This window comes from Actinophytocola sp. KF-1, assembly GCF_054661535.1.
This window is the reverse complement of record NZ_BAAFVK010000005.1, coordinates 210,502-230,467: the sequence shown is the minus strand read 5'-3', so window position 1 is coordinate 230,467 and position 19,966 is coordinate 210,502. Positions and strand designations below refer to the sequence as shown.

At 73.5% G+C, this 19,966-nt stretch carries 15 protein-coding genes; 7 read left to right on the top strand and 8 right to left on the bottom strand.

Translation table 11 applies throughout. From position 1 onward, the window contains the following. Positions 1-213: 213 nt before the first annotated feature. Positions 214-2,313 carry a diguanylate cyclase gene (locus ACYQ77_RS17120; RefSeq protein WP_459712373.1) on the bottom strand — a complete coding sequence of 700 codons (2,100 nt, stop codon included), beginning with the start codon at positions 2,311-2,313 and terminating at the stop codon, positions 214-216. A gap of 224 nt (positions 2,314-2,537) precedes the next feature. On the opposite strand from ACYQ77_RS17120, the gene ACYQ77_RS17115 reads away from it, so the two are divergent. Beyond that, positions 2,538-2,921, top strand: a complete 384-nt coding sequence (locus ACYQ77_RS17115; RefSeq protein WP_459712370.1) for a type II toxin-antitoxin system PemK/MazF family toxin — start codon at positions 2,538-2,540, stop codon at positions 2,919-2,921. Here ACYQ77_RS17115 and ACYQ77_RS17110 read toward each other — a convergent pair whose 3' ends face one another. Continuing rightward, entirely contained in the window at positions 2,922-3,506 is a 585-nt protein-coding gene (locus ACYQ77_RS17110) for a DUF4386 domain-containing protein (RefSeq protein ID WP_459712368.1), read from the bottom strand. Further along, positions 3,503-4,036, bottom strand: a complete 534-nt coding sequence (locus tag ACYQ77_RS17105) for a DUF4386 family protein (protein WP_459712366.1) — start codon at positions 4,034-4,036, stop codon at positions 3,503-3,505. The genes ACYQ77_RS17110 and ACYQ77_RS17105 overlap by 4 nt, the downstream gene beginning before the upstream one ends. Positions 4,037-4,122: 86 nt before the next feature. Between ACYQ77_RS17105 and ACYQ77_RS17100 the strand changes: the two genes are divergently transcribed. After that, positions 4,123-4,767 carry a TetR/AcrR family transcriptional regulator C-terminal domain-containing protein gene (locus ACYQ77_RS17100; protein WP_459712364.1) on the top strand — a complete coding sequence of 215 codons (645 nt, stop codon included), beginning with the start codon at positions 4,123-4,125 and terminating at the stop codon, positions 4,765-4,767. Here the strand turns inward: ACYQ77_RS17100 and ACYQ77_RS17095 are convergent. Beyond that, positions 4,760-5,665 carry a MerR family transcriptional regulator gene (locus tag ACYQ77_RS17095; protein ID WP_459712362.1) on the bottom strand — a complete coding sequence of 302 codons (906 nt, stop codon included), beginning with the start codon at positions 5,663-5,665 and terminating at the stop codon, positions 4,760-4,762. The two genes, ACYQ77_RS17100 and ACYQ77_RS17095, sit on opposite strands and share 8 nt — an antisense overlap. A gap of 44 nt (positions 5,666-5,709) precedes the next feature. Between ACYQ77_RS17095 and ACYQ77_RS17090 the strand changes: the two genes are divergently transcribed. Genes ACYQ77_RS17090 through ACYQ77_RS17080 form a run of 3 tightly spaced genes read left to right on the top strand, consistent with a single transcriptional unit; the run spans position 5,710 to position 8,029 of the window. Next, positions 5,710-6,447, top strand: coding sequence for a maleylpyruvate isomerase family mycothiol-dependent enzyme (locus ACYQ77_RS17090; protein WP_459712360.1), 738 nt, complete (start codon positions 5,710-5,712; stop codon positions 6,445-6,447). A 9-nt stretch (positions 6,448-6,456) separates the two neighbouring features. Further along, positions 6,457-7,047 (top strand): phosphatase PAP2 family protein, encoded by a 591-nt coding sequence (locus ACYQ77_RS17085; protein ID WP_459712358.1) that lies wholly within the window; start codon positions 6,457-6,459, stop codon positions 7,045-7,047. Beyond that, positions 7,040-8,029 (top strand): methyltransferase, encoded by a 990-nt coding sequence (locus ACYQ77_RS17080; protein ID WP_459712356.1) that lies wholly within the window; start codon positions 7,040-7,042, stop codon positions 8,027-8,029. The genes ACYQ77_RS17085 and ACYQ77_RS17080 overlap by 8 nt, the downstream gene beginning before the upstream one ends. 914 nt (positions 8,030-8,943) lie before the next feature. Here ACYQ77_RS17080 and ACYQ77_RS17075 read toward each other — a convergent pair. Next, the gene (locus ACYQ77_RS17075) at positions 8,944-9,819 is read right to left on the bottom strand and encodes an oxidoreductase (protein ID WP_459712355.1); all 876 of its coding nucleotides are present in this window, start codon (positions 9,817-9,819) and stop codon (positions 8,944-8,946) included. A 103-nt stretch (positions 9,820-9,922) separates the two neighbouring features. Here ACYQ77_RS17075 and ACYQ77_RS17070 point away from each other — a divergent pair, with 103 nt between their 5' ends. Next, a complete protein-coding gene (locus tag ACYQ77_RS17070) occupies positions 9,923-10,777 on the top strand; it encodes a helix-turn-helix domain-containing protein (protein ID WP_459712353.1) in 855 nt (284 codons plus the stop codon). A gap of 181 nt (positions 10,778-10,958) precedes the next feature. On the opposite strand, the gene ACYQ77_RS17065 is transcribed toward ACYQ77_RS17070, so the two are convergent. Together ACYQ77_RS17065 and ACYQ77_RS17060 are read right to left on the bottom strand one after the other, a co-directional pair. Further along, entirely contained in the window at positions 10,959-11,660 is a 702-nt protein-coding gene (locus ACYQ77_RS17065; protein WP_459712351.1) for a DUF6802 family protein, read from the bottom strand. 90 nt (positions 11,661-11,750) lie between these two features. Continuing rightward, complete coding sequence (locus ACYQ77_RS17060; protein ID WP_459712350.1) at positions 11,751-14,990, bottom strand: tetratricopeptide repeat protein; 3,240 nt, start codon at positions 14,988-14,990, stop codon at positions 11,751-11,753. Positions 14,991-15,070: 80 nt separating this feature from the next. On the opposite strand from ACYQ77_RS17060, the gene ACYQ77_RS17055 reads away from it, so the two are divergent. Beyond that, positions 15,071-15,244, top strand: coding sequence for a hypothetical protein (locus tag ACYQ77_RS17055; protein ID WP_459712348.1), 174 nt, complete (start codon positions 15,071-15,073; stop codon positions 15,242-15,244). A 48-nt stretch (positions 15,245-15,292) separates the two neighbouring features. On the opposite strand, the gene ACYQ77_RS17050 is transcribed toward ACYQ77_RS17055, so the two are convergent. Then, a complete protein-coding gene (locus ACYQ77_RS17050) occupies positions 15,293-19,570 on the bottom strand; it encodes a S8 family serine peptidase (RefSeq protein WP_459712345.1) in 4,278 nt (1,425 codons plus the stop codon). Between the last annotated feature and the right edge of the window lie 396 nt (positions 19,571-19,966).

Below are 19,966 nucleotides of genomic sequence, written 5' to 3'. Positions count from 1 at the left end.
GATGGGCAGCGGCCGGACCGCAGGCAAGCGGCCAGCTCACGACGCAGCCCCGTCGCGGCTTGGAACAGATCGCCTGGTAGATCGCCTCGTGCGACACCCACAACCCCCAGCAACCAAGAACGTCGCAACCACCGGACGAAACCGCCCACCCCTTCGTTGCGCTGGGCGTGATGAAGGGGTCCTCCGTGCGCTGGGCGGCGGTTGAGCGTCGCGTCAGCTCGGGGTGCGGAGCGCCGGGGACAGGCGTGCCAGTGCGCCGAGGCGGCCGGTGCGGTGCAGGTGGAGGAAGGCGTCCACCACCTCCGGGTCGAGCTGGGTGCCGCGGCTGCGGGTCAGTTCCTCGCACGCCTGTTCCTCGGTCATCGGCACCTGGTACGGGCGCGCGGCGAGCATCGCCGCCCACGCGTCGCACACGGCGACGATCCGCGCCTCGCGGCGGATCTGGTCGCCCGCGAGGCCTGCCGGGTAGCCCGTGCCGTCGAAGCGTTCGTGGTGTTGGCGCACCACCTCGGCCGTCTCGGCGAGGCCGGGCACCGCGCACAGCATGCGGTAGCCGTCCTCCGGGTGGCGGCGGATCAGCTGCCAGTCCTCTTCGGACAACGGGGTGGTCTTGGTCCAGATCTCCTTCGGCACCAGGATCTTGCCGACGTCGTGCAGGTGCCCGGCGAGGGCGGCGTGGCGCACCGCGTCGCTGTCGAGGCCGAGCTCGACCGCCGTCAGCCCCGCCCACCTGCTGACCGCGCGGCCGTGTTCGTGGTCGGACAGCCAGCCGTCGACCACGTCGGCCGCGTGCTCGAGGTAGGCGAGCACGCCGCCCGCCGACTCGGTCGCGCCGCACGGGCCGATGTCGATCCGGTTGCGGCCCTTGCACTTCGCGGCGTACAGCGCGCGGTCGGCGGCCGTCACGAGCTCGTCCTGCGTGGTGCCGTGCAGTGGGAACGTGGCCGTGCCGACGGAGATCGTCACCTCGACCGTCATCCCGTCGTCCACGACGACCGGGCTGCTGCTCACCGTGTGCCGCAGGCGTTCCGCGATCCGCAGCGGCTCGTCCGCGGTCGCGCCGCGCAGCAGGACCGCGAACTCCTCGCCGCCGTACCGCGAGATGACGTCCTCGTGCCGCAACCCGTTGCGCAGCCGGGTGGCGATCTCGACCAGCACCCGGTCACCGCCGGGGTGGCCGTACGCGTCGTTGATCGCCTTGAAGTGGTCGACGTCGGCGATCAGCACCGCGAGCGGCGCGCGGGTGCGGCGGGCGTGCGCCAGCTCGGCCGCGAGCGTGTTCTCGAAGTACCGGCGGGTGCGCAACCCGGTCAGCACGTCGGTGATCGCGAGGCGCCGCTGCTGCGCCACGAGCACCGCCAGTCGGGCGATGGTCAGCAGGAACAGCAACCCGCAGGCCACCGCGATCACCGGGATGTCGTGGTAGGCGTCGCGCGCGTACTCGACGAGCAGCGTGGCGGGCGCGACGAGCGCGGCGGCGCACAACGCGACGATGCGCGCGGGCCCCGGCCCGGGGTCGCCCACCGGGGTCGCGTCGCCGACCTGCCGCATCGTCGGGTGCAGCGCGGCCGCGCCGAGCGCCAGGTTGCCGGTCAGCCAGATCGCGTCGATGAAGTTCCCCGCCACGTACGTGCCGGACAGCTGCTGCAGCACGTAGATGGTGTCGGCGGTGAAGAACGCCAGCAGGTTCACGCACAGCAGCAGGAACGCGGCCGGGCGCCTGCCGGAGCCGAGGATGAGCCGCAGCGCCACCGCGAACATCGCGAGGTCCATCATCGGGTAGGCGAGCGACGCCGCCTTGGCGAGCGTCGGCACCTGCGTCTGCGCGGTCGGCGCCAGCACGTACAGCCACGACAGCATGCCGGCGACCACGGCGACCAGCGTCGCATCCAGCAGCGCGGGCAGGTCGCGGCCCGGCGTGCGCAACCGGATCAGCAGCACCAGGCCCGCTACGACCAGGGGGTAGTGCGACAGGTAGAACACGTCGGCGAGTGCCGGGTAGCTGTGGTCGCCGACGATGTAGTGGGAGACGTAGAAACTGGTGTCCGCCGCCGCGTAGATCACCTCGGCGATGCCGAGCAGCAGCCACGGCAGCACCGGTCTCGGCCGGAAGCGGTGGCAGGCGTAGAGCACCGCGATCGCGGACGACGTGCTGACCGCGCTGTACAGCAGCACCCTGGTGAGCGCGGGCGCGCCGGACGACAGGGCCAGGTAGTAGCCGGCCACCACGACCAGCCCGGATGCGAGGTAGATCCACGCCCACCGGCCCGTCCACACGGTAGTCCGCGTCCCTTCGCCCGTGATCCCTGTCACCCATGACAGTAGCGGTGACGCTGCGTGCCCGTACACACCCCCGCACCACTGCTCCGGCCAGGTGCGCTCCATGACGATCCGGCGAAGTCCCCGGTGAGCTCGTCGAGGTCGAGGTCGAGACCGAGGAGGTCGGTCTCCACACCGAGCGTCACCACCGCGACCTCAGGCGCCAGGTGGCGGGCTGACCCCGGCCCGCGCCGCGCGGTTGCGTAGGCTCCGCCGTCATGCAGGTGGTGTACGCGCCGGAACGCGACGGCGACCCCGATCCCGGCGAGGTCGTCTGGGGCTGGGTGCCCTACGAGGACGACCCCACGATGGGCAAGGACCGGCCCGTGCTGGTCATCGGGTACGCGGACGACGCGCGCAAGCGCCTCCTCGCCGTGCCGTTGAGCAGCAAGAACCCGGAGCACAAGCGGGACGCCCACGAGTGGGTGGCCGTGGGTGTCGGCGGCTGGGACCGGGACGCCAGGGAGAGCTTCGCCAACGCCGACCGGCTGCTGCGGTACGACCCGGAGGAGGTCCGCCGGGAAGGCGCCGCGCTGGACCGGCACCGGTTCGACGCGGTCGTCGCCAAGCTGCGGGACCTCGGCAACCTGCCCCACGGCTGATCAGCCCGCGGTGGCCCGCGCCTTGACGAGGAGCCACAGCATCAGCGCCACCTCGCCGACGAACGTGACCGCCGCGAGGTGCACCGCGTGGCCCGGCACGAGCACGGTCGCGACACCGTCCACGACGTACCCGAGCCCGGCGACGGCCACCAGCACGCCCAGCAGCGCGGGCAGGTTCCGCGACCGGTGCGCCAGGTACCCGACGAGCACCAGGTGCACGCCGAACAGCACCAGCCCGAGGTCCCAGACTCCGCGGAACGCCTCGATCCGCGCCATCGCGTGCGGGGACCCGGCCGCCGCGAACAGGTCGGCGATCGCGACGAGGAACACCGCCGCGTACGTGAGCCGGAACCACGCGGCGAGCGTGGCCACGCCGTGGTGCACCGGTGCGAAGAACTCCCGCAGCGCCCACGCCACCAGCACGTCCAGCGCCACCACCAGGACCAGCGCGAGCACGGCCACGCGGAACAGCGCCGTCGTCGTGTCCTGCGGGCCGGTCACGCGCTCGACGACCCCGAAGTTGGCGAACCCGGCGAGCACGGACATGGCCAGCAGCCCGAGCCCGGCGATCAGCCCCGCCTTCACCGGGCACTCCCCGCGACCGGCGTGAACCCCTTGACCAGCAACAGGATCGGCAGCACCAGCTCGAACAGGCCGCCAGGCGCGAGGAACACGATGCCCGCGTCCGTGCCGGACAGTCCCAGTGCCACCCCGGCGAGCAGCGCCGCGTAGCCCACGGTCCCCAGCACCGCCAGCCACCGCGGGACCAGCCCGGAGCGCAGCAGGAGCACGGACAGGACGAGCCCGCCCGCGCCGGTGAACGCGTAGACGAACGGCTCGAAGCCCTCGACCCGGTGCCCGGTGGTCGCGACGTACACCGCGATCCCCAGCAGCACCAGACCTTCCACGGCACGCAGGACGAGGTACCCCGTCGCGAGCCCCGCGCCGTGCGGCCGGAGCACGGGCACCAACGCGATCCCGATGCCCGCGACCGCGAGACCCGTGCAACCCACCAGCAGAGCGCCGGTGAACTGCCCGGGCATCGCGCTGCCCGCCGCGAACGCGGCCGTGGACGTCAGGAACAACAGCGCGACCAGAACAGCGGTCGTTCTCATGCACACCTCTCACTTACATCGTAAGTTTACGTTGTAAGTAGTACACTTACGTTGTAAGTGGCGTCAAGGTGCACGAGGATTGGCGGATGAACGACGCACGGGGCCGGCTGAACCGCGACCAGGTGCTGCGAGCCGCCGTGGCGCTCGCCGACGCCAACGGGATCGAGTCGCTCACCATGCGCAAGCTCGGGGTCGAGCTGGGCGTCGAGGCGATGTCGCTGTACAACCACGTCGCCAACAAGGTCGACCTGCTCGACGGCATGGTCGACCGCGTGTTCGCCGAGATCGAGCTGCCCGACGGCCCCGACTGGCGGACCGCCGCGCGGCGGCGCGCGCTCTCGGCCCGCGCGGTCCTGTCGCGCCACCGGTGGGCGACCGCGCTCATGGAGTCGCGGACCGCGCCGGGCCCGGCGACCCTGAAACACCACGACGCCATGCTCGGGCTGCTGCGTGGCGCGGGCTTCTCGATCGAGATGGCCGCGCACGCCTACTCCGTGATGGACAGCTACATCCACGGCTTCGCGCTCCAGGAGACGAGCCTGCCGTTCGACTCGCCGGAGTCCGCGTCGAAGACCGCGCAGGCGATCATGGCGCGCTTCGCCGCCGGGGAGTACCCGCACCTGACCGAGCTGGCCGTCGAGCACGTGCTGAAACCCGGGTACGACTACGGCGCCGAGTTCGAGTACGGCCTCGACCTGATCCTCGACGGGCTGGCGCGGGCGATCAGCTGACCGCGCGGTGCAACGCGTCGAGCAGCCACGTGTGCGTGACGCCGACCGGCGCGGGCCCGCCGGTGACCTCGCCCGCCAGCCGCCAGTAGCGCCGCAGCGCCGGGTGCCGGTCGGCGGCGGCCCGCCGGTTCAGCGCGCGCCGGAACTCGGGGCTGTCCGCGGTGCCGGCCGCGGCCGCGTGTGCCGCGACGAACCGGTCGAGCGAGCGGCCCGGTCCCGGCGGCGCCCCGGCGACCACCTCGGGGGACGCCAGCGCGCACGCCGCGCCGACCGCCGCGTGCAGCTCCCCGAGGTCGGCGACGCGCTCGTGGTCGACGAGCATGCTGGCCCGCATCCGGTCGGCGAGCACCCGGTCCGCGGCCAGCAGCACCAGCTCCGCGTACGCGACGACCTGCGCCGGGGTCGGCAGTTCCGGCGGCCGGGGCGCGCTGACGTCGAGGAACATCGCGACCGTGGCAGGCGGGAGCGGTGCGGTGGTCATGGGGCGCCACAGCCGGACGAGCGTGTCGTGTGCGGAGCACCCGTCCGCGACGGCGGACAGCAGTGCCAGCCGGTCCGCGCGTGCGGCAGGCGGCGCCTCCTCGACCGCGCGGAGCACGGCACGACGCCACGCCAGCGTCGCCACCTCACGGTCGAGCGCGTGCCGCTCGGCGGCCACGGCGTCGGCGAGGGAGCGGCGGCCGTCGAGGACGTCGGCGATCGCGCGCAGGCCGAGACCGAGCCCGCGCAGCCTGCGGACCGTGCCGAGCCGCTCGACCGCGGTCACGTCGAACCGGCGGTGCCCACCCGTGCTGCGGGCGGGCGTGAGGAGCCCTTCGTCGCAGTAGAAGCGGATCGTGCGCACGGGCAGGCCGGTCCGCCGCGCCAGCTCGCCGATGCCGAGTGTGCCGCCGGTCACGATCGGTGGAACCTCCAGCCGGGTGGAGTTCCTACGGTACGGCCATGGATGTCGCACGCCTTGCCGAGGGACTGCACGAACACACCGCCGGTTTCGCGAAGGCGGTGACCGGCGCCGACCCGGACGCCGTCGTGCCGACGTGCCCGGACTGGCCCCTGCGGGTGCTCGTCGGGCACATCGGCCAGGAACACCGCTGGGCGGCGGGCATCGTCCGGTCCGGCCCCGCCCCGGTGCCCGACCCGTTCGACGCCGACCCCGGCGACCCGGCGGGGTGGGCGGGCTGGCTGCTGGCGGGCGCCGAGGACCTCGCCGCCGCGGTGCTCTCCGCGCCGGATCGTCCGGTGTGGACGTTCGCGGGGACGCGGCCCGCGGCGTTCTGGCTGCGCCGCATGCTCCACGACACCACCGTCCACCACGCGGACGCGGCGCTCGCGACCGGCACCCCGTTCACCGTGGCCCCCGACCACGCCGCGGACGCGATCAGCGAGTGGCTGGAGCTGCTGTCCGATCCGGTGGCGACGACGGTCCGGCCCGGGTTCGGCGCACTGCGCGGCACCGGCCAGACCCTCGGGTTCCGCCCGGACACCGGTCCCGGCTGGCTGGTCACCCGCGCGCCCGACGGCGTGCGCTGGACCCGCGCGGACGGGCAGGCGGACGCGACGCTGAGCGGTCCGGTCGCGGACCTGCTGCTGGTGGTCAGCCGCAGGCGGCCGCCGGACACCGTCACCGTCACGGGTGACCGCGGCCTGGTCGACCACTGGCTGGCGCACTCGGCCGCCTAGTGTTTGCCCATGCGTGTCCGGCAGCCGGTGGTCGTCGCCGTCGGGTGTGCGCTCCTCGCCCTCGTGCTCGGGCTCCTGTTCGCCGGCGACCGCGTGCCCAGCGGGGCCGACGAGGTCGCGCGGTCCGCGGTCGACGGCTGGCCGCACTGGGTGCTGGTGGCGCTGGTGTTCCCGACGGAGCCGTACGTGGTCGGGCCGGTGGTGGTGCTGCTCGCGGCGTGGTGCCTGCGCGCGGGGCGGCCGCGGGACGCGGTGTTCGCCGTCCTCGCCCCGGTCGTCGCCGTCGTCGTGAACACGTGGGTGCTGAAGCCGGCGTTCGACCGGTGGAAGAACGACGTCCTCGTCTACCCGAGCGGTCACACGGTCAGCATGGTCGCGGTGCTCGTCGTGGTGTTCGTGCTGTTCGGGCCGCGGGTGCGGGCGGTCGTCGCGGTCGGGGGCCCGGTGCTCCTGGTGTGCGTCGCGCTGGGGATGGTCGGGCTCGGCTACCACTACGTCACCGACGTGGCGGGCGGCGCCGCGTTCGCCGTGCCCGCCGTGCTCGCGCTCCGGGGCGTGATGTCGCTTGACAGGCATGCCAACGTCGGTGCCCGTGAGTGAGCACGACGACGTGGCCGCGATCCGGGCCATGGCGGGGCTGGCCACCCCGATGGCGCTGCGGGTCGCCGTGACGCTGGGGTTGCCCGACCGGCTGCGGACCGGCCCCGCCACTCCCGAGCAGGTGGCGGCCGAACTGGACGTGCCGCCGACGGCGCTCGGGGTGCTCCTGGGCCACCTCGAAACGCTCGGGGTCGTCGAGCGGACCGAGGCGGGCCACCGGACGACGACGTTCGGCGCCACCCTCTGCCGCGACGCGGACAACGGGCTGACCAACCTCCTGCACCTGGACATGGCGGGCGGCCGCGCCGAGATGGCGTTCGTCGAGCTGCTGCACAGCGTCACCACCGGCGAGGCCGGGTACACGCGCCGCTTCGGGCAGGACTTCTGGGCCGACCGCACCGCGCACCCGCACCTGCGCGCGTCGTTCGACCGGCAGATGACCGACCGGTTGCGCACCGAGGTGCCGCAGCTCGTCGCCGGGTACGACTGGGGCCGGTTCACCACCGTCGTCGACGTCGGTGGCGGCAACGGCACGCTGCTCGCCGCGATCCTGGCCGCGCATCCGGGGCTGCGCGGCCACCTCGTCGAACTCGAGGCCACCGCGGCCGCGGCGAGGGATCTCTTCCTGGCACGCGGCGTGCCCGCCGAGGTGACCGCCGGGAGCTTCTTCGACCCCCTGCCCGCGGGCGCGGACGCCTACCTGCTGTGCGACATCCTCCACGACTGGGACGACGAGCACGCGCACCGCGTCCTGGCCCGCTGCGTCGAGGCCGCGGCCCCGGCGGGCCGGGTGCTCGTGGTCGAGCCGGTCGGGGGACGGCGGGCGGGCACCGAGTTCGACCTCGCGATGCTCGCGATCTTCGGCGGCCGGGAACGGCGGGTCGAGGAGTTCCGCGACCTCGCCGCACCGCACGGACTGGTCCTCGAGCACGTGACCGACATCAGCGACGGCCGCTGCCTGCTGGACTTCCGCCGCGGCTAGCCGCGGATGCGGTCGTCGTGAAGGCGGGTCGGGGTGGTGGTCTCTGTGTGTGGGGTTTGTTCTCGGCGGGGTCGGTTGTGGTGGGGGTGAGTTTCGGGGTGGGAGGGGTTTGTCGGGGTGTTGGTGTTCTGCTGCGGCTGGTTGGGGATGCGGTTGCCGTGAGGGCGGGTCGGGTGGCGGGGTCTGTGTGTGGGGTTTGTTCTCGGCGGGGTCGGTTGTGGTGGGGGTGAGTTTCGGGGTGGGAGGGGTTTGTCGGGGTGTTGGTGTTCTGCTGCGGCTGGTTGGGGATGCGGTCGTCGTGAGGGCGGGTCGGGTGGCGGGGTCTGTGTGTGGGGTTTGTTCTCGGCGGGGTCGGTTGTGGTGGGGGTGAGTTTCGGGGTGGGAGGGGTTTGTCGGGGCGTTGGTGTTCTGCTGCGGCTGGTTGGGGATGCGGTCGCCGTGAGGGCGGGTCGGGTGGCGGGTCTGTGTGTGGCGCTCGTTCTCGGCCAGGTCGGTCGTGGGGAGGGGAGTTCCGCGGCGGGCAGGGCCTCCGCCAGGCGCTCGCCGGGTCCGTCACAGTTTCCTGGGCTGGTCGGGTTGGCCTTGCCTGGGTTTTCCCTCCGGGGGGTCCTCGCCGGACGGGCTGGTCTCCGGGATGGCGGGGGTTGGGCACGGGGTTGGGTTGGCAAGGACTGGTGTCCGTGGTGGTGCCTGCCATCCCATCGACCTCCCGGAGGGCTATCACACCGCGTCAAGGGGGCCCGGGGATTTGGGCATGTGGGCGCGTCGTGCTTCGGGCCCCCTTGACCCGGTGTGATCGGGCTTCGCCAGGTCGACGGGATGGCAGGCACCCCTCAGGGGTGGTGGGGCCTCGCCCGCTTCGCGGGTGCCGGGCGCTGCGCGCCCGGCGTGAGGTTCCCGTCTGCGTGTGGTGATCAGGCGTCCGCGGCGATGCCGTCCAGGACGGCCAGCTCCTCGTCGGGGAGGACGAGTTCTGCGGCGGCGATGTTGTCGCGCAGGTGCCGCAGCGACGACGTGCCGGGGATCAGCAGCACGTTCGGTGACCGCTGCAGCAGCCAGGCCAGTGCCACGGCCATCGGTGTCGTCCCCAGCCGGGTGGCGACCTCGTCCAGCTCGCTCGCCTGCAGTGGGGTGAACCCGCCGAGTGGCCAGTACGGCACGTAGGAGATGCCCTGCTCGTGCAGGTCCGCGACCAGTGCGTCGTCGCGGCGCTTCGCCACGTTGTACCAGTTCTGGACGGTCACGATCGGCGCGATCGCCCGCGCTTCCGCGATCTGCTCCGCGTCCACGGTGCTGACGCCGAGGTGCCGGATCAGCCCTTCCTGCCGCATCTCGGCGAGGGCGCCGAACGACTCGGCGAGCGAGCCGGGCACGGGGGAGTGGCCGTCCGCGCCGCCACCCCACCGCAGGTTCACCACGTCGAGCGCGTCGACGCCGAGGTTGGTGAGGTTGTCGTGCACCTGGGCGCGCAGCTGCTCCGGCTCGCGGGCGTGGACCCAGCCGCCCACGTCGTCGCGGACCGCGCCGACCTTCGTGACGATGACGAGGTCGTCCGGGTAGGGGGCGAGTGCCTCGCGGATCAGCTGGTTGGTGACGTGCGGGCCGTAGAAGTCGGCCGTGTCGATGTGCCGGATGCCCGCGTCGACGGCGGCGCGCAGCACGGCGACGGCCTCGTCGTGGTCACGGGGCGGGCCGAAGACGCCCTTGCCTGCCAGCTGCATCGCGCCGTAGCCGACGCGGGTGAACGTGAGGTCGGCGACCTGGTAGGTGCCGCCGGGCAGAGTTTCCATGCCCCCGATGGTCCACTGTCGCCGCCTGCGGTGGGACCACCCCCTCGAGCATGGGACTCGCGGGACCAGGCAGGCCGTGCCCGCCCGCCCTACCATCGGTGCCGTGGCTGATCCCGGAGCACTGGGCGCGTACCTGCGTGCGCGCCGCGAGCAGGTCGACCCGGCGACCCTCGGGCTGCCGGTCACCGGCACCCGGCGCACGCCGGGACTGCGGCGCGAGGAGGTCGCCGCGCTGGCGGGCGTGAGCGCCGACTACTACCTCCGGCTCGAGCAGGGCCGCGACCGGAACCCGTCGCCCGCGGTGCTGCAGGCGCTGGCCCGCGTCCTCCAGCTCGACGAGACCTCCACCGACCACCTCATGAGCCTCGTGGCCGCCAGGCCCGTGCGCAGGCGTCCCGCCGGGGAACGCGTGCCGGACGGGATCCTGGAACTGCTCCGCGCCCTGTCGCTGCCCGCGTTCGTGGAGAACCGCACGTTCGACGTGCTGGCCGCCAACCCGCTCGCGTCCGCGCTGTTCCCGGCGGTCACCGTCGGCGCCAACCGGCTGCGGGCGGTGTTCCTCGACGACCGGGAACGCGCGCTGCACGCCGACTGGGAACGGGCGGCGACGACCATCGTCGCGTCGTTCCGCGCCTCGGTCGGCGCGCGGATCGACGACCCGAGGGCCGTGCGGCTGGTCGGCGAGCTGTCCCTGGCCAGCGAGGAGTTCCGCAGGCTCTGGGCACGGCACGACGTGCGCCCGCTCGCGGGCGGCGTCACCCGGCTCGAGCACCCGCAGGTCGGTGCGCTGACGTTGCGCCTGCGGAAGCTGCCGCTGGCCGACACGGACGGGCAGCTCCTCGTGATCTACCACGCCGACCCGGAGACCCCGTCCGGCGCCGCGCTGGCGCTGCTCGGCAGCCTCAGCGTCACCCCGGACGACCAGGACACCCCACAGCACGGCGTGCGGAACGGCTGACGCGTCCGGGTGCGCGGGCACGTGATCGTCGTCGGGGCGGCTCGTCCCGGGCACCCGTGACCACCGCGCCCGGGTACACCCGGACCCGGCGGACCTCGCGGTCCGCCGGGACGCCGGGACGCCGGGACGTCTCGACCGCTTCGGGCGCTGACTCGGCAGCAGATCCGCGAGGCCCCGCGGGTCAGCCCTGTGCGACCGGCTGCTGGTCGGACTCGTAGCTGCCGTCTGGGTTGAGGTGGCCCTCGTCGATGACGGTCCACTCGTCCTCGCCCGTGTGGGTGGCGATGGTGACGTCGCCGTCGGGGGTGACGACCGCCGCCTCGTCGGCCTGGCCGTCGCCGTCGGTGTCGGTGAACACGTAGGTGGTGCCGTCGGCGTCGTTGACCACCGCGGTGTCGTTCTCGCCGTCGCCGTCCGTGTCGTAGGTGGCCGGGCCCGCGTTCACGTCCTCGCCGGGCACGTCGACGGTCATGTCGTCCTCGCCCGCCTCGTAGCCGGTGTGCTCCGCGACCGGGGTGCCCTCGTCCTCCGAGCCGGCACCGGAGCCGTCGCCGTCCGCGCCGTCGCCGGCCGGGGTGGGGAGGTACTCGGGGTCCTCCTCGTGCCACTCGCCGCTGGTCTCGTCGTACTCGGCGCCCACCACGATGTCGCCGTTCGCGTCGTACTCCACGGCCACGTCGGCCACGCCGTCGCCGTCGGTGTCGGCGAACGCGATCGCGCCACCGTCCTCGGTGGCGACGACCGCGGTGTCGTTGGCGCCGTCACCGTCGAAGTCGACGTTCTCCTCGACGACGTACTCCTCGCCGTCGATCTCCACCGTCAGCTCGTCGTCCGCGGTCGCGCCGTCGGCGAAGTCCTCGATGTGGTCGTAAGGCACGTCCACGGCCTGCCCCCTCCATGAAAGGTGAATCGGTGCGTGTTGGAGGGGCCCGGCCACCGATCGGTTCCACAGAGGACATCCGGAATGCTCCGGTCACGTCCGCCACACCTTCGCGCACGCGTTCAGCAGCTCCAGCGCGCCGTAGGGGTTGGCGCCGAGGTACCGGCGGACCCGCGCGAACGTCTCGAAGTCGCCGAGGCCCCGCGTCCTGCCGATGGCCATCCGCTCCTCGGTCAGGTCGTTGTCGAAGATCCGCAGCAGCATCGCGAGGAAACGCCCCATGACGGCCACGTCCAGCCGGATCGCCGCGACCAGGGCGGGCTCGTCGTCGGTGCGGCCGGTCTCCTCGACGCGGGTGGCGTACGCGGCCAGCTCGTCGGCGGTGACCGCGCCGCGCGGGTGCTCGTCGAGGACCGGGATGAGCACCGCGCCCGCGTGCCGGTCGTCGGACCGGCTGAGCCGGTCGGCGGCGGCCCTGGTGGTGCGGCTCAGCTGGCGCCGCACCAGGTGCGCGGTCATCGACGCCAGGTCGCGGTCGTCGGTGGAGCGGTCGTCGCCGATCTCCTCCGCCAGCCGCGCGAGTTCCCGCGCCAGCCCGCCGGAGAGCACGTAGGCGAGCGCGGCGAACTGCTCCGGCAGGTCGATGACCCGCCGGTTCAGCAGGATCCTGGCCTGCGCGAACTCCAGGTAGTCGACCCGGACGATCGTGTCGAACGCGCTGTCGAACACGGTCCGCATGCCCATGGCGGCCAGCTCGAAGTCGGCGAGCGCGTCCTCGGACACCGACACGAGGAAGTAGCAGTTCGGCACGTTGAACACGGCCTTCAGCTCGTTGATGAACCGCTGCGCGTCGTCGCCGTTGCTGATCCGGTCCAGCTCGTCGATCCCGATCAGCACCTTCCCGTCGTGGCCGCCGACGTACTCCGCCGCCTCCCGCAGGAAGTCCCGGAACCGGCCGACCAGCTCGGGGTGGTTCAGCGGCACGTCGCTGCGCTGCACCGCCACCTTCCCCTTCGCGCCCACCACCGGCACACCCACGGACATCTCACCCTCGGTGGTCCGGCTGCGGATGTAGCGGATGTTCTCCCGCTCCCGCGCCGCCCGCCGCCGCAGGTGCGCCGCGACCAGCTCGGCCGGGTCGACAGGGGCGTGCGCGCGCCCGCGCACGAACCGGCGGGTCCGCTGGGCGAGTTTCGACGGCGGGCCCAGGTGCCGCTCCACCGCCTCGCACACCTGCCCGAACAGGTGGTGCAGGAACTCCTGCGACTGGTAGCCGACCGGCGCGTCCACCTTCACCGCGAGATTCCGGCGGCCGGGCAGGCGTTCGCTGTCCGCGCGCAGGAAATGCCCGGCGCACCAGCGTTCCATCAGCGTCGACTTGCCCGCGCCGCGCGGGCCGGCGAGCGCGAAACTGCCGCGGCTGCGCTGCCGCAGCAGCCGCCGCAGCTCGCGCGTCGCCGGGGTGTCCAGCGCGGTCACCGTCTCCGACACGATCCGGCAGTGGGCGGGCAGGACCACGCTCGACGCCGAGTCCTGGCTGCTCGCCTCGGCCGCGGCGGGCAGCAGCCCGCGCCCGTACAGGCTTTCGAGCCACCGGTCGAAGGCTTCCTGCGGCCGCCTGGGCAGCGGCTCGCCGAAGACGGACTGCACCTTGAGCCCGAGCAGCTCGACGGCCATGGCCCCCACGAAGGTGGCGAAGCCGGCGGCGATGCCCCAGCCCGCGCCGAGCCACACGACGCCCTGCCAGATCAGGCCCGCCAGGGCGGTGACGTGCACCCCGTCGGAGACGGCCCTGTCGGTGGCGTTCCGCACCCGCCAGCGCAGGCCGAACGAGAAGTAGCCGAGCGCGACGGCCCCGAGGACGGCCGGCACGCCGATGCCCACGAGGGCGGGCAGGTCGGCAAGCGCGAGCAGCAGCCACCAGAACTGCCCGAACGCGATGGCGACGACGGCGCCACCGGCCCACACCAGTGCCTGCCCGGTCACCACGAGAAGGGTGTGCCGGTGCGCACGCGCGACGGCGGCCAGGTAGTCGTCGCGTGCCGCCAGGTAGGCCTGCTCGTCGTCGGCGGCCTGGCGGAACACGTGCCCGCTGTCCACCTCCAGCCGTCCTTCGAGCCTGCCGGCGACCTCCGGGGAGAGCCGCAGGTTCGACACGACCTCGGCGACCAGCTCCGCCAGCACGGTCTTGCGGTCGTCGCGGCGGGTGTCCCACGGCCGCTCGATCCGGGTCGGGCTGACGTCGGGCATGCGCCACGGCGTCTCGAGACCCACCCACGCCTCGACCACCCTCGTGTTGCCGGGCAGCTCGGCGCGGAGCCGGTCGACCACCGCCCTGGCCTCGCCGGTCCGGTCCAGTGCGGCCAGCGCCTCGGCGGTGGCGAGGCGCGCGCCGAGATCCCGCGGGTCGGCGTCGAGGACCGTGCGCCACGCGGCCAGCCGCTGTTCGGGTGTGCTGTCGTCGTCGGTGGTCCGCTGGGCGGCCGCGCGCCGCAGCAGCGGGCTCTCCGGCTCCTCGTACCGGGCTTTGGCGAGCAGGCCGACCGCCGACGGCACCACGGTGACGATCCCGTGGACGGCACTGGGGTGCGGTGCTCGTTGGGTCACGCGGGAGAAAGCGTCGAGTGCGCCACTCCGTCTACCGGCCTTGAGCAGCACCCGGCCGAGCATGATCTGAGTGTCCGGCACCGGGTACCGCTCGGCGAGGCCGGCCGCGTCCTTGACCAGCTCGTCGACGTCCTGCCTGCTCCGCCGCGCCAGCTCCAGCCGGACGAGGTGGGCGTGGACGTGGTCGGGTTCGAGGGCGAGCGCCTGGTCGGCGTGGTCGGCCGCGGTCTCGTCGTCGTCCAGTTCCGCGGCGCACATCGCGAGTTCCACCCGCACCGGGGCGGTGTTCAGCGTCGTGCGGGGCAGCTGTCGCAGGTACTCGTGAGCCTGCGCCGGCTGCCCCGACATGCGCAGCGCGGTGGCGTAGCCCGCGGCCGCTTCGGGGTTGTCCGGCTCGTGCTCGAGCGCCGCCGTGAACGCGGCCAGCGCCGCGTCGTCGTCCCGGAGCGCGGACCCGCGGTCGACGGCCAGCCAGGCCGCGTAGTCGGGCTGCCCCAGCGCGACGACCCCGCGGGCCAGCCACGTGTGGACGCTGTCCGGCAGTGCGGCGAGCAGCTGCCGGGCATCGGTCCAGCGGCGCAGCAGCCACAGTGCGCGGACGCTGCCCGCGCGAGCGCGGCCGTCCGGGTCCGGACCGGCGGTCAGCGCGGCGGCGTAACCCGACAGCGCCGCCGCACCGTCCAGGTGGCGCAGTGCTCGGTCGGCGTCGTCGAGAGCGGACGTCATGTCCTGTAGTAGCACTCCGGAGGTGATCCGTTACCACCTCGGCGCGGTTTGGCCCGGGCCGGCGCGGGTATCGCGGCAGCATGACGACGACACCGTTCGAGCCGCACGAGGACCCGCGCGACGAGGTCGCGGCCGCCGACCCCGGGCGCGGTGCTCCCGACCAGGCCCCCGGCACGGGGGTGGCGGACGAGGAACCCGCCGAGACCCCGGAGCGGGCCGCGCAGGAGGGCGAGGCGGTCGAACCCCCGGACTGACCGCCGCGTGGCGCCCGGTCCCGCGCCGCGGGACCGGGCGCCACGTGCCTACCGGACGCCTGCCGGTTCGGCCACCACCAGCTCGTCCGCGTTGGCGACGGAGATCCCGCCGCCCGCGAACGTGTCGGTGACCGTGTAGGTGCCCGCCGTGCGCAGCAGCAGCGACATCCGCCACGTGCGTGCCGCGCCCGCGGCGACCGACGCGTCGGCCACGACCGTGCCGGTGAGCGCGTCGCCGTCCCGGGTGAGCGTCACGCGTTGCCACGTGTCACCCACCCGCAGCCGCAGGACCACGTCCTTCGGCGCCAGCGCGTGGTCGGCGGCGATCCGCACCGTCCACGCCATCGGCCCGGCGTCCGCCGTGCCGGTGTTGTCCGCGCGCACGTCGAACTGGGTGTGCACACCCGGGACGAACGTGCCGCGCGTGTCCGTCACGGACACCTTCGCCACCGGTTCGGGGCCGACCCGCAGCCCAGCCTCGCCGGTCAGCCTGCCCGAGTAGCCGCCGGTGTCCACGTCCAGCGCCAGCCGGTACGCCCCGTCCGGGGTCTCCGGCGCCAGCGTGAACGTGAACGGACGCGCGTGCCAGCCGACCGACCCCGCCCGCACCGGCGTGCCGTCCGGCGCGAACAGCCGCAGCACCGGCTTCAGCTCGTTCGGCGCCGCCGCGCGCACCAGGCCCTCGACGTCCTCGAGCGGGGTCCGCTCGGGCAGCGTCAGGAACGGCCGCACGTCCGAGGCCATCACGGTCGCGAACGGCAGGCCGTGGGCGTCGGTCACCGACCAGTCCACGGTGGCCGTGCCGTCCTCGCCCGCGACGACGTCGCCGACGGTGACCTTCGCCGGGCCGCCGAAGGAGAACGACACGTCGTACGGGTCGATCCAGTCGAGCCCGCCGACCACGGTGCTCGGCAGGAACCAGTCCTGTTCGAGGTGCCGCACCGAGTGCACGGTGACCGCCTCGTACCGGTCCAGCGTCGCCACCAGCGTGCCCGGTTCGTAGCGGTAGCCGTGCGGCGCCGTGCCCGCCGGGCGCAGGAACACCGAGCCGGTGTGCCGCGCGTCGGCGGCGTCCAGGTCGATGGTGGCCCGCACCGCGAAGTCGTCGCCGACACCAGCCGCCGCGACCGTCCCGCCCGCGAGCACGCGTGGCGCGAAGGCGATGGTCTCGTCGTCGATCACGGTGATCTCGCGGTGCAGCAGGTACGCGTCACCGCCGCCTTCCGGCGTCGGCTTGCGCACCACGAGGGTGTACCGGCCGACCGGGTCCGGGATCTCGAACGACAGCTTGCCCGCCGCGTCCGTGGTCCCGAGTGGACGGACCTGGCCATGCACGATCAGTTCCACCGTGGCGCCCGCGAGCGCACCGACCGCCGCGGCGCCCGGTGCGTCCACTGTGGACGCCACCAGCTCGACGCGTGGTGCGCGCACCCGGAACGAGCCGGTCAGGTACTGCACCTGGACGGCGAACGTGCCGAGCCGGTCGGGATCGACCGTCCACGTGACGGTCTTCGACTGACCGGCCGACAGCTGCACCGGTGTCGTCGCCTCGACCGCGCCACCGACCTTCAGCTCCGCGTTGTAGGTGCCCGCCGACCTGCCGACGTTCTTCACCTGCACCGAGACCGTGACGTTCTCGCTCGCCTTCACCACGCCGGGCGACACGCGCAGGTCGGACAGCGCGTAGTACGGCTGGTCCGGGTCGGGTGCGGGCGAGGCCCACGCGATCGAGTTCATGAACAGCTCGGTCGCCTCCGGCGTCCAGTCGGCCGGACCGCGGGTGGCCGACACGCCGTGCAGCGACAGCAGCACGTGCCGGTTGTTCGCCCGCTGGTCGACGCCGATGCCGCCACCGAGCACGCCGTCCGCCGTGCGGCCGAAGCCCGCGATGGTCTGGCGGCCCTCGCCCTCGTACCCGGTGAACCACGCGGCCCACTTGGCGTTGGTGCTGGTGTCGATCGGGATCCGGTCGCCGACCGCGTACCCCGCGAGCAGCGGGTGCGCCACGGTGACCTCGTAGAACGACTCCGCCGACGTGCTGCCGCCGGTGTTGGAGCCGGTCGCCGCGGGCTGTCCGGTGTGGCGGGACAGCTGCCGGATGCCGTTGCCGGTGGTGTACGCGTGGTCGGTGAAGATCACGCCCGCGCCGGACGCGTCCGTGGCGTCCAGGAAGGCCTGGAACCGCGCCGCGTTGTAGTTCGACGTCAGCGTGCCGTACCCGAGCACCACGGTCGAGTGCCGGGCCGCCTGGTCGAGCTGGTCCCACGTGTAGATGGCGGTGTCGATGCCGCGCGGGGCGAACACGACGTCCCGGTACTCGGCGGCCCGGGACGCGGCGCTGTCCACGATCGCGACCGTGCGCGGCGGCACCCCGAACGTGAAGTCGGCGGTGGCGGACTGTCCGGCCGCGACGGTCACCTCGACCTCGGCGGGCGCCCGGAACGTCGGGTGCGTGGCCGCGACCCGGTAGGTGCCCTCGGGCACGCCGTCGATCGTGTACGTGCCGTCGGCGCCGGTCGTGCCGGTCAGGGCGGCGGGCACGTCGAGCACCTTCACCGTGACCCCGGGCAGCCCGGCGCCGGACGCGTCGAGCACCGCCTTGCCGGTGATCCGCCCGTTCGGCAGCGCGGTGAGCCCGACGGCCACGGTGGCGAAGGAGTCCGGCGCGACCGTGGTGTCCACTGTGGATTCCGCGTAGCCGAACGCCGACGTGGTGACGGTGTAGTCGCCCGGCTCCAGCCTGGTGGTGAACGTGCCGTCCGCGCCGGTGGTCAGCGCGCGGCCGCCCGGCGTGACCGTGACGGTCGCACCGGCGACCGGCGCGCCGGTCGCGGCGTTGGTGACGGTGCCGTCGATGCCGGAGTCGAGCGCGACGAACCGCACCGCCTCGTAGGCGTTGATCCGGCCGCGGCCGAACCGGGTGTCCGGCGGCGCGTCGGAGTAGCGGTCGTCCCAGAACCCGGTGTCGGCGAGCACGTCGAGCACCTCGGACACGGGCAGGCGCCCCGCGGCTGACAGCATCAGCGCGACGGTGCCCGAGGTGTGCGGGGTCGCCATGGACGTGCCGGACAGGGTCCGGTAGCCGCCACCCGGCGACGCCGAGTACACGTCGACACCCGGGGCGGAGATGTCCGGCTTCACCCAGCTGGCCGGCCAGTCGGCGGGCGCGCCGGTCCACTGGTCCTTGCGCACCACGCCGCCGCAGGAGAACGACGCGACGTTGTCGCCGCTGTCGGTGGCGCCGACGGCGACGGACTCGAACACGTTGCCGGGGCTGGCCGTGCCGAGCGTGCCGCAGTTGTTGCCGATCGCGAAGGCGGGGAACGAGCCCAGGGCGCGGATGGCCCGCGTCGGCTGGATCATCTCCTCGTGGAAACCGTTGCCGCCCAACGACATGCTGACCACGTCGGCGGGCCGTCCCGCGGGGTTGCCGTCGGCGTCGGTCGGTGCGACGGCCCACTGCATGCCCGCGGCGACCTGGGCGAAGGAGCCGCTGCCGGCGGGGATCACCAGGCCGTGCATCATCTCCGCGCCCGGGGCGACGCCGATCGCGGTGCCGGAGGTGGCGCCGCCGTGGATCGTGCCGGAGACGTGCGTGCCGTGGTAGGCCGAGTCGTGCGGGTTGGACGCGACGAGGTTGCCCGACGCGTCGAACTCCATCCAGCCGCCGGGGTGGCTGGGGTCGCTCGCGTCGTCGGTGACCATCTTGCCCGCGAGGTCGGGGTGGCTGATGTCCACACCGGTGTCGAGGGTGGCGACGCGGACGCCGCTGCCGTCCACACCCAGCTCCTGCCAGACGCGCGCGGCCTCGATCTTCTGCAGGCCCCAGGTCAGCTCGGCGGCGGGGGAGACGTCGGCCGTGCCGGGGACCGGGTCGGGCGCGGTGACGGCGAAGTTCGGGATGAGCCGGTCCACACCGGGCACGGCGGCCAGTGACGTGAGGGTGGCGGTGTCGGCGGGGAACTCGACCAGCAGCATGTTGGTGAGCCAGAAGCGGTTCACCACGGTGGCCGAGTCCCCGAGCGCGGTCACGACGTCGGCCTGGGTCTCGGCGGCGTGGTCGCGGAGGGTGGCGAGGACCTCGGCCCGGTCGCCGGACAGGTCGGCCGCGTTCGGGAGCACCATGAGCGCCTGGACGGGTGCACCGTCCGGCGCGGCCGCGACCTCGGCGGCGAGTTCGGGGGCGATGGGGGCGGGGATGCGGGGTTCTGCCTGGTGGGCGGGGGCGAGCGCGGCGAACAGGCCGACCGCGGTCGCGATGGCGAGCCACGGTCTGGCCCGGCCTCTCAGCCGGTGCCTGCGTCTCGGGAGGGAGAGTCGGGGCATGTACGCCTCCTAGAGGTGCGAGATTTTCGCTCCTCTGAGAATGGCCGAAATTGACAAACCGTCAATGCACCGCATGGCCTACCCACTACCCCTTTTGCCCGATCCATCCCCCACCCTCGCGAGTCCCCCGTTGAGAACCCGCGAGTCTCCCGTTGGGAACGCGCGAGTCTCCCGTTGGGAACGCGCGAGTCTCCCGTTGAGGACGCGCGAGTCTCCCGTTGAGGACGCGCGAGTCTCCCGTTGGGAACGCGCGAGTCTCCCGTTGGGATCCGCCGAGTTGGCGGTTCGGGCCATCCGATGGGATTCGCGAACGGTCGACTCGCGGGGTCCGAACGGGAGACTCGCGCGTCCTCAACGGGAGACTCGCGGGGGCCGGGCGGGGGACTCGCGTGCTTC

What these genes read in the sequence shown, in the direction of transcription:
- ACYQ77_RS17115 (WP_459712370.1), top strand. Translation starts at nt 2,538, where the DNA reads ATGCAGGTGGTGTACGCGCCGGAACGCGACGGCGACCCCGATCCCGGC.
- ACYQ77_RS17105 (WP_459712366.1), bottom strand. Translation starts at nt 4,036, where the DNA reads ATGAGAACGACCGCTGTTCTGGTCGCGCTGTTGTTCCTGACGTCCACG.
- ACYQ77_RS17100 (WP_459712364.1), top strand. Translation starts at nt 4,123, where the DNA reads ATGAACGACGCACGGGGCCGGCTGAACCGCGACCAGGTGCTGCGAGCC.
- ACYQ77_RS17090 (WP_459712360.1), top strand. Translation starts at nt 5,710, where the DNA reads ATGGATGTCGCACGCCTTGCCGAGGGACTGCACGAACACACCGCCGGT.
- ACYQ77_RS17085 (WP_459712358.1), top strand. Translation starts at nt 6,457, where the DNA reads ATGCGTGTCCGGCAGCCGGTGGTCGTCGCCGTCGGGTGTGCGCTCCTC.
- ACYQ77_RS17075 (WP_459712355.1), bottom strand. Translation starts at nt 9,819, where the DNA reads ATGGAAACTCTGCCCGGCGGCACCTACCAGGTCGCCGACCTCACGTTC.
- ACYQ77_RS17060 (WP_459712350.1), bottom strand. Translation starts at nt 14,990, where the DNA reads ATGACGTCCGCTCTCGACGACGCCGACCGAGCACTGCGCCACCTGGAC.
- ACYQ77_RS17055 (WP_459712348.1), top strand. Translation starts at nt 15,071, where the DNA reads ATGACGACGACACCGTTCGAGCCGCACGAGGACCCGCGCGACGAGGTC.
- ACYQ77_RS17050 (WP_459712345.1), bottom strand. Translation starts at nt 19,570, where the DNA reads ATGCCCCGACTCTCCCTCCCGAGACGCAGGCACCGGCTGAGAGGCCGG.